At 68.9% G+C, this 14,335-nt stretch carries 11 protein-coding genes; 4 read left to right on the forward strand and 7 right to left on the reverse strand.

What is annotated here, in order from left to right; translation table 11 throughout:
• Nucleotides 1-32: 32 nt before the first annotated feature.
• From BKA15_RS18985 to BKA15_RS19000, 4 genes are all read right to left on the reverse strand, one after another.
• Nucleotides 33-4,292, reverse strand: a complete 4,260-nt coding sequence (locus BKA15_RS18985) for an ExeM/NucH family extracellular endonuclease (protein ID WP_218871469.1) — start codon at nucleotides 4,290-4,292, stop codon at nucleotides 33-35.
• A gap of 299 nt (nucleotides 4,293-4,591) precedes the next feature.
• Nucleotides 4,592-4,933 carry a hypothetical protein gene (locus BKA15_RS18990; RefSeq protein ID WP_179753355.1) on the reverse strand — a complete coding sequence of 114 codons (342 nt, stop codon included), beginning with the start codon at nucleotides 4,931-4,933 and terminating at the stop codon, nucleotides 4,592-4,594.
• Nucleotides 4,920-5,771, reverse strand: a complete 852-nt coding sequence (locus BKA15_RS18995; RefSeq protein ID WP_179753357.1) for a hypothetical protein — start codon at nucleotides 5,769-5,771, stop codon at nucleotides 4,920-4,922. Before BKA15_RS18995 ends, BKA15_RS18990 begins: the two co-directional genes overlap by 14 nt.
• A 135-nt stretch (nucleotides 5,772-5,906) precedes the next feature.
• Complete coding sequence (locus tag BKA15_RS19000) at nucleotides 5,907-7,760, reverse strand: acyl-CoA dehydrogenase (RefSeq protein WP_179753359.1); 1,854 nt, start codon at nucleotides 7,758-7,760, stop codon at nucleotides 5,907-5,909.
• Between the two features lie 417 nt (nucleotides 7,761-8,177).
• Here BKA15_RS19000 and BKA15_RS19005 point away from each other — a divergent pair, with 417 nt between their 5' ends.
• Nucleotides 8,178-8,699, forward strand: a complete 522-nt coding sequence (locus tag BKA15_RS19005; RefSeq protein WP_179753361.1) for a DUF1697 domain-containing protein — start codon at nucleotides 8,178-8,180, stop codon at nucleotides 8,697-8,699.
• A 66-nt stretch (nucleotides 8,700-8,765) separates the two neighbouring features.
• Here BKA15_RS19005 and BKA15_RS19010 read toward each other — a convergent pair whose 3' ends face one another.
• Both BKA15_RS19010 and BKA15_RS19015 read right to left on the reverse strand, forming a co-directional pair.
• Nucleotides 8,766-9,173: a VOC family protein gene (locus BKA15_RS19010; RefSeq protein WP_179753363.1), complete on the reverse strand. Its 408-nt coding sequence runs from the start codon at nucleotides 9,171-9,173 to the stop codon at nucleotides 8,766-8,768.
• Nucleotides 9,174-9,207: 34 nt separating this feature from the next.
• Nucleotides 9,208-9,615, reverse strand: a complete 408-nt coding sequence (locus BKA15_RS19015) for a helix-turn-helix domain-containing protein (protein WP_179753365.1) — start codon at nucleotides 9,613-9,615, stop codon at nucleotides 9,208-9,210.
• A gap of 60 nt (nucleotides 9,616-9,675) precedes the next feature.
• Here BKA15_RS19015 and BKA15_RS19020 point away from each other — a divergent pair, with 60 nt between their 5' ends.
• Together BKA15_RS19020 and BKA15_RS19025 are read left to right on the forward strand one after the other, a co-directional pair.
• On the forward strand, nucleotides 9,676-10,728 hold the full coding sequence (locus BKA15_RS19020) for a DUF4037 domain-containing protein (RefSeq protein ID WP_312879134.1): 1,053 nt from the start codon (nucleotides 9,676-9,678) through the stop codon (nucleotides 10,726-10,728).
• Between the two features lie 21 nt (nucleotides 10,729-10,749).
• Nucleotides 10,750-11,802, forward strand: coding sequence for a serine hydrolase domain-containing protein (locus BKA15_RS19025; protein WP_179753368.1), 1,053 nt, complete (start codon nucleotides 10,750-10,752; stop codon nucleotides 11,800-11,802).
• Between the two features lie 9 nt (nucleotides 11,803-11,811).
• On the opposite strand, the gene guaB is transcribed toward BKA15_RS19025, so the two are convergent.
• Nucleotides 11,812-13,299, reverse strand: a complete 1,488-nt coding sequence (gene guaB, locus BKA15_RS19030; RefSeq protein ID WP_179753370.1) for an IMP dehydrogenase — start codon at nucleotides 13,297-13,299, stop codon at nucleotides 11,812-11,814.
• 429 nt (nucleotides 13,300-13,728) lie between these two features.
• Between guaB and BKA15_RS19035 the strand changes: the two genes are divergently transcribed.
• The gene (locus tag BKA15_RS19035; RefSeq protein ID WP_179753372.1) at nucleotides 13,729-14,331 is read left to right on the forward strand and encodes an HAD family hydrolase; all 603 of its coding nucleotides are present in this window, start codon (nucleotides 13,729-13,731) and stop codon (nucleotides 14,329-14,331) included.
• Nucleotides 14,332-14,335 lie beyond the last annotated feature (4 nt).

Genomic DNA, 14,335 nt, shown 5'->3' on the forward strand with positions numbered 1-14,335 from the left:
TCCCCAACTATCTCTTGTTTGCTTCTCCGTGGCTAGGACGCCGACCTGTTCGCGGCAGCCCGCTTCCGGATCAGCGAGATGATCAACAACGTGCCGCCGCCGACCACCGCGACCCCGGCCACGATCAGCAGCCAGAGCCCGATGTCGGAGCCGGTGTTGGGCAGTTCGCCGTCGTCCCCCGGATCCTCACCCGAGCCGCCCGGATTCTCGCCGCCGTTGCCCGGGCCGGGCTCATCGGAGCCCTTGACGATCATGAACCTGGTCCGGGCTTGCGCCTTGCCATCAGACCCGACCATCACGTACGGGCCGAGCTCGGTGTCCTCCGGGATCGTCACCCAGGCCGTCGCCTTGCCGTTCTCGTCCGGATCGACGGAGCCGAGCGGCACGGCTTCGCTGTCGTTCGGGGCGTCGCCACGGACCAGACTGATCTCGATCGTGTCGCCGTTCTGCTCGAACTGGTACAACTCAAGCTTGATCCGCTCGCCGGGGGAGGCCTCGGCCGGCATCTTGATCTTCGGCTCGAACTCGTCCGGATTGTTGTAGATCGTGATCGGGAAGCTGATCGTCGTCCCGGTCGGCTCGGCGGTGATCACCATCGTCGCCGGGCCGGTCGGGAGGTCGGCCGGGAGATCGATCCGCAACTCGGCGACCCCGTCCAGCACCGTCCCGGTGCCCACCGTGCGATCGCCGATGTTGGCCGTGATCGTCTTGTTCTTCGGTGCCTCGGCACCGGTGAAGTCGATCGTGTTCAGCGGGCCGCCGGTGGTCCGGTCCGCGCTGCCGATCTTCAGGATCGACCAGTCGTCGCGGTTCAGGTCCTGCAGCGGCCCGTCGAGGAACACGGCTCGCTTGGCGTACGACGGGCTGAGCGGTGAGGCCTGCTGTACGTACTCGGTCCAGGAATCAAGATCGATCAGGCCGGAGTCGCGCTTGTTCGCGGCGTCGGCCAGCACGTGGAAGTTGTCGCCGCCGGCGGCCAGGAAGCTGGCCGTGCCGATCCGGTAGGTGGCAGCCGGGTCGTACGGCTTCCCGTCGATCATGATCGTCGTGATCCGCTGGCCCCACGGCTGCGACTCATCGTAGGTGTAGCTGACGTTGTCGGACAGCCCGAGTTGCAGGTACGGCCTCGACCCGGTGAACGGCGAACCGTCCGCGTTGGTCTGCCACTGCTGCTCCAGCAGCGTCCTGAATTGATCACCGGTCAGGTCCAGCGTCACCAGCGTGTTGGCGAACGGCAGCACGGCCGCCGCCTCGGAGTAGGTGATGTCGCCCTGATCAAGATCGGCCCGGTTGCCGCCGGCGTTCTGGATGCCGATCTGGGCGCCGCCGCGCTGCGGATCGGACAGCTGCTCCCGGAACATGGTGGCGACCAGATTGCTGATCGTCGACTCGGCGGCCCGGTCCTCCAGCGGACCCTCGTCGGTCTCGACGACGCCGCGGGTGATCGGTGCGGTGGTCTCGCCGATCACCTTGCTGCCCAGCTCGTCCGCCTTCGCCAGCGCGTCGGCGACGATCTTGCTGATCTTGGCGACCCGCGGGTACTTCGTGATCAACTCGTCGTTCGGCGTCTCGGTGATCTCCACGTTCTCCGCCGTGTACGAGGCGACGGCGCCGGCCTCGTCGAACCGCAGCGTCACCTTGCCGAGCAGCGCACCGTACGACTCCGACTGCAGGATCGGCCGGGTCTTGCCCTGGACACCGGGAATCGGGCCGTCCCAGACGTAGGCCTGGTGGGTGTGCGCGGTGAAGATCGCCGCCACCTCCGCCGAGGTCTCGTTGACGATCTTGGCGAACGTGCCGCCCTTGGACACCTCGTCCTCGAGGGTTCCGTTCGGCTCGCCCTCGACGGCGCCCTCGTGGTACTCGGCGATGATCACGTCGGCCTCGCCGTTGGAATCGTCGCCATCGCTGAGCTTCTTCGCGACCCGGTTCACCGCGTCCACCGGATCACCGAAGTCGATGTCGGCGATGCCGTCCGGGGCCACCAGGGACCGGGTCTCGGCGGTGACTGCGCCGATCACCGCGACCGTCCGGCCGGCCTTCTCGAACGTCGCGTACTCCGGCAGCGCCGGCGTCGTGGTGCCCTTGCGGTAGACGTTCGCGCCGAGGTAGGTCCAGTCGGCGTTCTTGATCACTCGGTCGGTCAGGTCCGCGAAGCCGCGGTCGAACTCGTGGTTGCCCACCGCCGCCGCGGCCAGCTCGGCCGCGTTCAGTACGTCGATCGTCGGCTGGTCCTGCTGGATCGACGACGCGAACAGCGAGGCGCCGATGTTGTCGCCGGCACTCAGGAACAGCGTGTTGTCCTCGCCGGCTTGCTCGCGCTGCTGCTCGACCGTGCCGAACAGGGCGACCGTGTTGGGGAACTCCTCGGCGATCCGGCCGTGGAAGTCGTTCAGGTTGAGCAAGGTCAGGTCGTCGCCGGCGGCCGCGACCTTCGGGGTGCCGCCGCGACCGGCGGTGATCCCCATGATCACCGGATCATGATCACTGGCCCGGCGCACGTCGTCGGTGTAGTAGTCGATCTTGGTCGTGCGGTACTGCGAGTACTCCAGCGCGGTCGACTCGCCGGAGTTGATGTTCCAGACCGCGGCGGTGGTCTTGCGCTGGGCCAGCGGCCGGTTGATCAGGATGTGATCAAGAGAGCCGGCCAGCCCGGAGAAGTTGTACGAGTACTGGTCGGCCGGCGCCGCCGCGGCGAACCCGGCGTCGTAGAGGACCCGCATCGGGTCCTCCTGCGAGTAGGCGTTGAAATCGCCGACCAGCGCGATCGAGTTCGCCCGGGTGCTCCGGCGCAGCGTCGGCAGCCAGTCGACCAGCGCCTCGGCCTGCCGGACCCGGTCGCCGTTGTAGGCGCCCTGCCCGTCGCCGGTGTCCGCGTTGTCGCCGGTCGCGCCGGAGCTGCTCTTGGACTTGAAGTGGTTCACCACGACCAGGGTCGGCTCGCCGCCCTCGGCCGCCGTGAAGCTGGCCGCGATCGGGGTCCGCGCGTTGGCGAACGCGCCGTCGTCGGTTGCCGCCGAGCCGAGCGCGTACGCGTTGCCGTTGAGTTCCACCTCGGCCGGCTGGTAGATCAGCGCGTTGGTGATGAAGTCCTGATCGGCGACCGGCTGCAATTGCGTCGAGGACGGGACGAAGGCCCACTTGTCACTACCGGCGGCCCCGTTCAGCGCGTACACCAGGGTCGCGGTCGCCTCGTCGACATCCTCGCCGAGCTTGGCCGAGTTCTCGATCTCCATCAGGCCGACCACGGACGCGTCCAGCTCGTTGATCGCGTTGATGATCTTGGCCTGCTGCCGGGCCAGGTCGTCGGTGTCCCAGGCGCCCCGCACGTCGCAGTCGAAGGTCACGTTGAACGTGGCGTCGAGCGACTTGTTGCCGCCGACGCAGTCGGTCCGGCCCTGGCCGGTGGTGGTGAAGTAGTTGAGCACGTTGAACGACGCGATCGAGAAGTCGCCCTCCGGCTTCGGCGCCGCCGGCGTCTCGCCCGCGTCGATCTTAGCCGGCTCGTCGCCCGCCTCGATCGGTCCGGCCGGGTTGAACTTCCACTTGTCGTTGCGCCAGTCGATGATCACCGGCGCGGTCAGCTCGAGAGTGTCGCCGACCGTGACGCCCTCGCCCGTCTTCAGGTACGGCAGCGTCTGGCCGGCGGTCCCGCGGTTGGTGCCGTCGTCGAGGTTGACCCGATTGATCAGGTTGGCCGCGGCCTGCTGCGCGGCGGCGTCCGAACCCGGCGCCCCGACGTCGGTCGGCTGCACCGGCAGTTCGCCGCCGGCGGCCAGGCCGAGCTCGCCGTACGCCAGCAGCGGGTAGGTGTCGCTGACCAGGAACTCCTCGTCGCTCTCGTACAGCATCGACTCGAAGTTCTCGCGGTGCTCCGCCGTCTCCGCCCAGGCCGTCGTCACCGGCGCCGGCGGCTCGACGTCGGCCTCGACGACGGTCACCGACTTGAGCGCGAGCTGGGTCAGGCCCCGGTACTCGCCGGCCGTGCCGGTCACCGTCACGCCGTCGCCGACCTCGACGTCGAACGCGACATTGCCCGCGTAGACGAAGATCGCATCGGATGCCCCGGCCGGATCCTTGTCCTCGCCGCCGGTCCCCGGGGTCTGGATGACGAACCCGTTGAACCCGTTGCCCGCCTTGGGATAGACCGCCGTCACGACCGAGGTCTCGGTGGTCACCTCCTGGCCGTTCAGGGGCGTGCTGTCACCGGTGCCCTGGATGTCGGCGATCGCGACCGGCTCGGCCGCGTAGGCCGGTGGAGCGGTCAGGAACAGCCCGAGGGCCAGTGCCACGGCCAAGAGCGTCGAGAGGATGATCCGAATCCTGCGGCCGTGACCTGACACCAGCACCTACGTCTCCTCCGAGTCCGCCACCGCGACCCCGATCGGACCGCGGAAATCCCCTGGGACAACCTCTCGCGCCCGGCCCCGGTTCGCAACCCACTCCGAAGAAATTCGCGCAGACGTCACCTGCGCAGCGGGCCTCGGCGGCGAGTGGCACAGAATTGCGTTCTGCTGGGTTCGGAGATCGGTTTCTCGGCTTCGGCGGGGTCGCGAGATGCAATTCTGTGCCACTCGGGCACAGCAGGGGGCTACGCGGTGCCCGGCTGTTGCCGGCGACGCCACTGGGCCAGGACGATGCTGGCCTCAAGGACATCAATGGTCTCCAGCACGGGCACGGCCAGGTCGGCGTGACCACGGCTCAGGAGGAACGTTGCGGCTCCGAAGCGGACCTGCTTGTCCTCGGCCTCCGCGAGCAGGGGAGCTAGCAGCTCAACGAGGTGTCCCGCGGCGTCGTGACGCGCGGCGATTGCTTCCATCTTGGCCGTGGCTGCGTTCGATGCAGTGGCTTCGGGGTCGTCGCCGCTGAGCAGGCGTTCGGCTTCCAGCAGTTGGTGCCGGACCTCGTTACGGTCCTCGTCAAGCGTCGCCACGGTACTTCCCTATCTCTTCGTCGACCACGTTCCGGCCGAAGGCGTGCTGCGTCTCGAACGGCAGCCCGTCGAGCGAGTCCCGCAGGTGCGAGAAACCCGGAATGCCCTTGTTATAGCGTGCCGTGATCTTCTCGTGCACTGGTCGATCGAGCCAGCCCAGATTGTCACTGGAGTGAATCTGCTCCGGGGTGAACCCGGAGCGCTCTGGCCGGGCCTGCGAGCGCTCCACCAGGTGATGCAAGTCCTGGCCGGGCCGCGGCCCGTGCTCCCGGATGCTCGCCCGCCGGGCCGCGTCGAAGGTGCTGAAGGTCCTGGACTCTCCGAACTCCTCAGTGAGCGTCTTGAACTCGCGCTGCTTCTCGGGCTTCTCGTCGCCCTCGTTGGCCGGTTCGGGCGCCGACTTCTCGGCATCTTCCTTGATCCGACGGTTGTGCTGGCGGATGTACTCTACGGGCGTCAGCCCGTTCGAGTCCCGCATGACCGAATCTCGGCGCGGCTCGGCCGAGGGTTCGACCTTCTCCACAGGCGCGCTCATGTCCGTCGCGGCCTTGGCCTCGTCGATCCGCTTGTTGCGCTCGAACCGCAGCTCGGCTGCGGTCATACCGTCGGCGTCCCTCATGACCGGGTCCCGGCGAGGACGCTCGGCATCGACCTGCTCGGTCTCGGCCTGTCCGGAATCCACCTTCTTGTTCCACTCGCGGATGTACTCGGCCGGCGTCAGCCCATTGTCGTCGCGCAACGCGTAGCGGGACCGGTCCTCCTGGACCGGTTCCGGTGGCCGTGGTCGTTCGATCTCGCCAGGGTCGTCTGGCCGGCCTGACGGTCGGTCGATCCGCATGGCTCGACGATACGAGGCTGGAGCGGCCGGCGACTACCGCTCGGCGTCGAGCCGGGCACCGAGCGGGGCGGTTCCTTCACTTCGGGGGGATGAAGGACGTCGGAAGCGCCCCGCTCGATGCGGTCCGGGATCGGCTCAGAATGCGGACTCGGGTAGGTCCATCACCGCGTTGTCGGTCTGCTCGGCGATGGTCCGTTCGGCGGTCAGGCGCGGCAGCATGGTCCGGGCGAACCAGCGGGCGGCGGCGACCTTGCCCTCGTAGAAGGCGCGATCGGCGTCGGACACGTTGCCGGCCAGGGCCTGCAGGGCGACCTCGGCGCCGCGCAGCAGCAGCCAGGCGCAGATCAGGTCGCCGGCAGCCATCAGCAGCCGGGTGGTGTTCAGCCCGACCTGGTAGAGGTCGCGCGGCTCGCCGGCGGCGGAGGACTGCAGCCGGGTGATCATCGCGGCGACGATCGAACCGACGTCCTCGAGGCCCTTCTGGAGCAGCTCTCGCTCCTCCTTCAGCTGACCTTGATCATCGCCGCCGGCCGCGAACGCGCCGATCTCCGCGGACAGGGCCCCGAGCGCCTTGCCCTGGTCCTTGATGATCTTGCGGAAGAACAGGTCCTGGCCCTGGATCGCGGTGGTGCCCTCGTAGAGCGTGTCGATCTTGGCGTCGCGAACGTACTGCTCCAGGGGGAAGTCGGCGATGAAGCCGGAGCCGCCGAACGTCTGCAGGGACTCGGTGCCGAGCAACACCCAGGAGCGTTCGGACCCGTACCCCTTGACGATCGGCAGCATCAGATCGTTGAGTCGCTCCGCCAATTCGTCGGTACGGCCCTCGGCGCGCGCGACCGCCACCCGGTCCTGGATGCTCGCCGCGTACAGCACCAGGGCCCGCATCCCTTCCACGGCAGACTTCTGGGTCATCAGCGAACGCCGGACGTCCGGGTGGTTGATGATCGTCACCCGGGGCGACGCCTTGTCGGCGGCCTTGGCCAGGTCGGGCCCCTGGACCCGCGCCTTCGCATACTCCAGCGCGTTGAGATAACCCGTGGACAGGGTCGCGATGGCCTTGGTGCCGACCAGCATTCGGGCGTGCTCGATGATCTCGAACATCTGCTTGATCCCGTTGTGCACCTCGCCGAGCAGCCAGCCCTTGGCCGGAGTGTCGCCGTCGCCGAAGGTGAGCTCGCAGGTGTTGGACACCTTGAGCCCCATCTTGTGCTCCAGTCCGGTGACGTTGACGCCGTTGCGCTCCCCGGTCAGCTCACCGGTCTCATGATCGAAGTGGTACTTGGGCACGATGAACAGGCTGAGCCCCTTGGTGCCGGGCCCGCCCTCGCCCTCGACGCCGTGGGGCCGCGCCAGCACCAGGTGAATGATGTTCTCGGTGAGATCGTGCTCACCGCCCGTGATGAAGCGCTTGACGCCCTCGAGGTGCCAGGAGCCGTCCGGCTGCGGTACGGCCCGGGTCCGTCCCGCGCCGACATCGGAGCCGGCGTCCGGCTCGGTCAGCACCATCGTCGCCGCCCACTTCCGGTCGACGATGTGCTTGCCGATCTTCTTGTCCCGTTCGGTGCCGTTGCGCCACACCGCGTAGCCCATGTGCGGGCCCTCCGCGTACATGTAGATCGACGGGTTCGCGCCGAGCACCATCTCGGCCAGACCCCAGGCCAGGCTCGGCGGCGTCGGCTGGCCGTCGAGCTCCTCCGGCAGCACCACGCGCCACCAGTCGGAGTCGATATAGGCCTGGTACGACTTCTTGAACGACTCGGGCAGCGGCGCCGTCTGCGTCACCGGGTCGAACACGGGCGGGTTGCGGTCGCCGTCGACGAAGGACTCGGCCAGCTTGGTCCGAGCCAGCAGGTCGACCTCGGCCAGCATGGCCTCGGCCGTCTCCCGGTCGAGCTCCGCGTACGGGCCGGTGCCGAGCACCTTCTCGGTGTGCAGCACCTCGAACAGGTTGAACGCGATGTCGCGGACATTGGACTTGTAGTGCGCCATGGGACTCCTCGCCAGGACCGAAGTTACCCGCCAGTAACCAGAAGTATGCTACTCGCTGGTAACCCTGGCAAGCCGATCCGGGCGAACGGTCGCGGACAAAGTGATTCGCCGGGTGAGGCACCATGGCCTCACCCGGCGTCACTCTCTCGAGCAGGGTGTGATCAGCACGGACGGGTAGCTCGGCCACACGGGCCACGAGAAGGTGGGGTTGAGTGCGGTCTTACGAGCTTCGCCGATTCACACTCCTGACCTGCCGGATTCCGGGGAGATACCCGGCAGAAGAGAGAGCTACATTCTAGGTTTCGGCGACCCGTCGCGGTAGGGGAAGTTGGTCCCGTCTTTCTGCCGTACAAGCAAAATCTTGATGATCTTCACATCCTGACAAAGTCCGCGGTCCGGCCGTGGTTCGATGGGGCCATGACGCGGTACGCGGTGTTGCTGCGCGGGATCAACGTCGGCCGGCGCAAGGTCGCAATGGCCGAGCTGCGCGAGGTCGCCGAGGCGGCCGGCTTCGAGGACGTCCGGACCCATCTGAACAGCGGCAATCTGATCATCGCGAGCGACCACCAGGCCGAGGCGGTACGGGAGCTGCTGGAGCCCGCGATCGCGGAGCGGTTCGGCTTCGAGGTGCCGGTCGTCGTCCGGACCGTTGATCAACTCCGGGAGGTGCTGGCCGCGAATCCGTTTCCGGACGCGGACCCGTCGCGGCTGATCATCAACTTCTGCGCGAGCCCGCCGCCGCCCGACGTGCTGGACCGGATGGCCCGGCTGGCCACCGACGCGGAACCAGTCGCCGTGGTCGGCCAGGAGGTCGTGGTGGACTACCGGGACGGGATCGGCCGGAGCAAGCTCGCCGGCGCCGGGGACAAGGTCATCGGCGTCACCGCGACCGGGCGCAACCTGCGTACGGTGCAGAAGTTGGTGGAGCTCCTGACCTGACGACCGGCCGGCTGACCTGGGTGGCCGGCCCGCCGGTCGCCGGGCAGGGATACCGCTGGGTAGGGACTACTTCGGTTGGTTGATCCGGATCGCGTTGCCGAACGGGTCCCGCAGCCCGCAGTCGATCCCGTACGGGCGCTCGGTGGGCGGTTCGGTGAACTCGACTCCCTTGGCGGTCAGCTCCTCGTACGTCTTGTGAACATCGTCGGTGGCCAGGCCGATCCAGCCACCGCCGGCGCCCTTGGTGACGAGCTCGCGGACCTGCTCGGCGGTGCTGTCGTCGTGCGCCGGCGCGCCGGGCCGTTCCAGCAACAGTTCGCGGTCGGGCTGGCCGGGCACGCCGACGGTGAGCCAGCGCATGAAGCCGAGGTCCTGGTCGGTGCGGACCTCCAAGCCGAGCTTGTCGACGTAGAAGGCGAGGGCCTCGTCCTGGTCGAGGACGAAGATCGAGGAAATCGTGATGGCGTTGAACATGCCTCGAACCTAGGGGTCGCGGCCGGTCCGGTGCTTATCCGAAACTGCTCGGTCTGAGCCAGGCCTTCGCGAAGCAGGTCGGCGCGACGAGCGGCGGCAGCCCGACGATCCGGCGGCGGAACTCGGTCGGCGACTCTCCGATGATGTCGCGGAACGTCCGGCTGAACGTGCCGAGACTGTTGAACCCGACCTCGAGGCAGATGTCGGTGACGCTGCGCTCGGTCTCCCGGAGCAGCCGCATCGCCCGCTCCACCCGGCGCCGCTGCAGATAACGGTGCGGCGTCTCGCCGAAGGTGGCCCGGAAGGTCCGGATGAAGTGCGCCTCCGAGACGTGCGCCAGCCGGGCCAGCTCCGCGATGTCCAACGGCTCGGCGTAGCTGCGATCCATCGCGTCCCGGGCGCGGAGCATCCGCCGATGGGTGTCCTCGACGGCCCGGCTCATGGGGCCATCCTGCCGGAAACCCCTTGGACGAGACGGCGGCGGGCTGGCCAGACTTGGCGGGTGCCGCCAGCCTTCCTGTCCGGGATCGAACTCGCCCGCCGGTTGTACGTCGAGGTGGTCGGCCCCGGGCTGGCGGCGGACTACCCGGGGCTGCCGTACGCGGCTGCTCTGATCGGTCCGGGCTCCGAGGTTCTCGGGTACGACACCGAGCGGTCCACCGATCACGACTGGGGACCGCGGTTGTTGATCTTCCTCGACGATGATCATGCGGAACGGGCTGCGCAGGTCCGGGAGGCGGTCGGGCGGCGGCTGCCGGAGCGGTTCCACGGGTTCCCGACGGTCTTCCCGGAGGGTGATCATCGGGTCGCGGTCGCCGGGCTGGGCGACTGGCTGCGCCGGCGGCTCGGCTTCGATCCGCGGGCCGGAACGGGGCTGCGGGACTGGCTCGGCGTGCCGGCCCAGCTGCTGGCCGAGGTCACCGGTGGCGCGGTCTTCCACGACGAACCCGGCGAGTTGGGCCGGATTCGGGAGGAACTGGCCTGGTATCCGGACGACGTGTGGCGCTACCTGCTAGCCTGTCAGTGGGCGCGGATCAGCCAGGAGGAGCCGTTCCCGGGGCGCTGCGCCGAGGTCGGCGACGATGTCGGCTCCATGATCATCGCCGGCCGGCTGGCCCGGGACGTGATCAAGCTGTGCCTGCTGATGGAGCGCTGCTACCCGCCGTACCCGAAATGGCTCGGCACCGCCTTCCGCCGGCTGCCGATCGCGGCCGAGATCGAGCCGCTGCTGGCCGGCGCTCTCACCGCCCGAGACTGGCCGGAGCGGGAACGGCTGCTCAATCAGGCCTATCTGGCGGCCGGCCGCGCCCACAATGCGCTCGGCCTGACCGCGCCGATCGAGCCGGCCCTGGTCCCGTTCCACACCCGGCCGTTCCTGGTGCCGGCCGCCGGTCGCTACGCCGACGCGCTGATCGAGTCGATCACCGACCCGGCGCTGCGGAGCCTGCCCCGGGTCGGCGCCGCGGACCAGTACCTGGACAGCACCGACGCGCTCAATGATCATGGTCTGCGTGACGCCGCCGCGGCCATGGTCCTTCGCCCGAACGTTCCCTGAGTCTGTCGAAGGGCGGACCCGATGATCAGCCGCTGGCTCCGCCGCATCCTGGCCGGAATCCTGATCCTGGCCGCCGGTGCCGGGCTCGGCCTCTGGTGGTCCGCCGACGAGCCGCCGCGACTCTGGCCGCCGCGTGATCTTGCCGGGACGACCGCGGCGCTGGACCGGGAGCTGCCCGGCCTGCTGGCCGCGACGCGTGTGCCGGCGGCCGCGGTGGCGCTGGTGTCCGGGGACCGGGTGATCTTTTCCCGCGGGTACGGCATCGCGGGCGGGTCCGGCGCGCCGGTCACCGGCGACACCGTCTTCCAGGCCGGCTCGATCTCCAAGACCGTCGCCGCGGCGGCGCTGGTCGGGCATTATCCGGACCGGCTGGACGAGCCGATCGTGAGCAGGCTGCGCGGCTGGACCCTGCCGCCCGGCGGGCCCGATCCGGAGGCGATCACGCTGCGCCGGCTGCTCAGCCACACGGCCGGGATGAACGTGTCGGGCTACCTCGGCACGGTGCAGGGCGGCTCGACGATCGACTCACTGAACGGCCGGACGGGGGCCGATCCGGTGCGGCAGAGCGAGGCGCCGGGACCGTACCGCTACAGTGGCGGCGGCTACACCGTCGCGCAGCTGTTCGCCGAGTCGGACACCGGCCGGCCGTTCGCCGACCTGGTCCATGATCAGGTGCTGGCGCCGCTGCGGCTCGAGCGGAGCGGCTTCGGTTGTGGCGCCGAGGTCGTACCAGGTCATGATCAACACGGCCGGCCGACGCCGGGCTACCGTTATCCGGAGGCGGCCGCGGCCGGCCTGTGCAGCACCGCGAATGATCTTGGTCGGTTCGCGGCCTGGCTCGGCTCGGCCGACCCGGTTGCGGTGCGGCTGCGTACGGCCGAGGCCGGGACCGACGGGAAGTACGGGCTCGGCGTCGAGATCGATCACCCGGACCACGTCGGGCATCTCGGCGTGAACCGCGGCTACTACGCCCGGCTGGTGGTGAACCCGCGGGAACGGTTCGGGGTGGTGGTCCTGACCAACGGTGATCGCGGGTCCGAGGTGGTCAGCGCCGTGCTGCGGCTGCTCCGCTGACCCTGCCGCTCAGCCGCGCCCGGTGTAGTTCGGAGCCTCGGCGGTCAGCTGGATGTCGTGCGGGTGCGACTCACGGAGCCCGGCCGAGGTGATCCTGACGAACCGGCCGCGCTCCTTCAGCTCAGGAATCGTCGCAGCGCCCGCGTAGAACATCGACTGCCGCAGCCCGCCGACCAGCTGGTACGCCACCGCGGCGACCGGCCCGCGGTGCGGCACCCGCCCCTCGATCCCCTCCGGCACCAGGTCGCGCTCGGCCGTGACGTCGCCCTGGAAGTAGCGGTCCTTCGAGTACGAGCCCTGGCGACCCCGGCCGGACAAGGCGGGCAGCGAAGCCATCCCGCGATACTCCTTGTATTGCTTGCCGTTGACGAAGATCAACTCGCCCGGGCTCTCGTCGCAGCCGGCCAGCAGCGAGCCGAGCATCACCGTGTCGGCGCCGGCCACCAGCGCCTTGGCGATGTCGCCCGAATACTGCAGACCGCCGTCACCGATCACCGGGATGCCGGCCGGACCGGCCACCGAGGCGGCCTCGCTGATCGCCGTCACCTGCGGCACGCCGACGCCGGCCACCACCCGGGTGGTGCAGATCGAGCCCGGCCCCACGCCGACCCGGATCCCGTCCACACCCGCTTCGATGAGGGCCCGCGCCCCGGCGGCGGTCGCGACGTTGCCGCCGACGATGTCCACCTGGTCGGCCCGTGGCTCCACCCGAAGCTTGTTGATCATGTCCAGCACGGCCCGGGTGTGCCCGTGCGCCGTATCCACGATCAACAGGTCGACCCCGGCATCGATCAACGCCATCGCCCGCTCCCAGGCATCACCGAAGAACCCGACCGCGGCCGCGACCCGAAGCCGGCCCTGCTCGTCCTTGGTCGCGTCCGGGTGCTGATCGGCCTTCACGAAGTCCTTGACCGTGATCAGCCCGCGAAGTCGATCATGCTCGTCGACCAGCGGCAACTTCTCGATCTTGTGCGCAGCCAGCAGCCGGAGCGCTTCCGTACGCCCGATGCCGACCCGCCCCGTGATCAACGGCATCGGCGTCATCACCTCGTCGACCCGGCGCAGCGGATCGGTCTCGAACCGCAGGTCGCGATTGGTCACGATCCCGACCAGCCGCCCGTCGGCGTCGACCACCGGCACCCCGGAGATCCGGTAATGCGCGCACACCTCCTCGACGTCGCGCAGGCTCGCGTCCGGCGAGATGGTCACCGGGTCGTCGATCATGCCCGACTCGGACCGCTTCACCTGATCCACCTGCGCGGCCTGCTGGTCCGGCGGGAGATTGCGATGGATCACCCCGAGCCCGCCGACCCGAGCCATCGCCACCGCCATCCGAGCCTCGGTCACCGTGTCCATCGGAGAGCTCAGCAGCGGCACCTTGACCGAGATGTTGCGAGACACCCGAGACCGGGTGTCCGCCTGCGAAGGAATCACCTCCGACTCCCCGGGCTGCAGCAGTACGTCGTCGAAGGTCAATCCCCAATTCAGCTTGTCCATGCCCAACTCTAACCCCAACCGTAGTTGCACGCACAACTACTAACCTGTCAGCCCGGCCGGGGTGTGGTCACTGAGCGGACGGGATGGGCAACTCTGGGCGCCCGGGATGTGCCCTTAGCGTCCGGTCGATGAGTTCGCTTGCCGGCAGCGCGGGTGCACGGTGGTGGGAGTTGCGGCGAGAGTCCCGGGTGTTCCGCCGGCCTGCAGGCGGGAAGAGGTGGGGGTGGAAGGTTCGGCCAGAGCGCAGGTGGGACACGGGCGAGGGCGCTTTTGATGGGTCGTGGCGAACCGTCCGGGGCCCGGCAGTCAGTCGCGGCGTGACTCCGCCGACGCCCATTGACCGCTCCCGGCGCTGAGGATGGGCGATCCGGGTTGGGGCGGCGGGCGTGTCGTAGCCTGGGGCGACCGCGATCAGCCGGAGGTCGAGTTGTGAAGATCATCAACGACATCGGGGCCGTGCTCTGCGATCTCGACGGGGTGCTTCGCGTTTTCGATCATGAGGTCCAGGCCGAGATCGAGGCTCGCTATGCGTTGCCGCTGATGCGTACCGCCTTCGACCCCGCGCTCATCGGGCCGGCGACTCTCGGCCAGGCGACCGAACGGGAGTGGATCGAGTCGGTCATCGACGCACTCGGTGGTGATCAGCGGGCTCGCCGGGCGATGGAGGAGTTCGTCGAGGTTCCGTTCTCGGTTGATCAACAAGTCAAGCAGATCTTGGATCGCGCGATGGTTCACGTGCCGGTCGTGATCGTGACGAACGCCACCGACACGTTGGACGAGCATCTCGAACGGGTCGGCCTGACCGACTACGCCCATGCGGTGATCAGCAGCGCGCGGGTCGGTGTCGCGAAACCCGACCGCCGCATCTACGAGCTCGCAGCCGAGGCTGCCGGTACGGAACCCAGGAGATGCCTCTTCATCGACGATCGGCGCGAGAACGTCGACGCGGCCCGGGCGCTCGGCATGACCGGCATCCACTTCTCCTCGGTAGCCGACCTGTACCCGCTCGGCGCCCTGACCGGAGCTCGCTGACTGG

Origin of the sequence: Microlunatus parietis (assembly GCF_013407955.1) — a bacterium.
Classification (GTDB): Bacteria; Actinomycetota; Actinomycetes; order Propionibacteriales; family Propionibacteriaceae; genus Microlunatus; species Microlunatus parietis.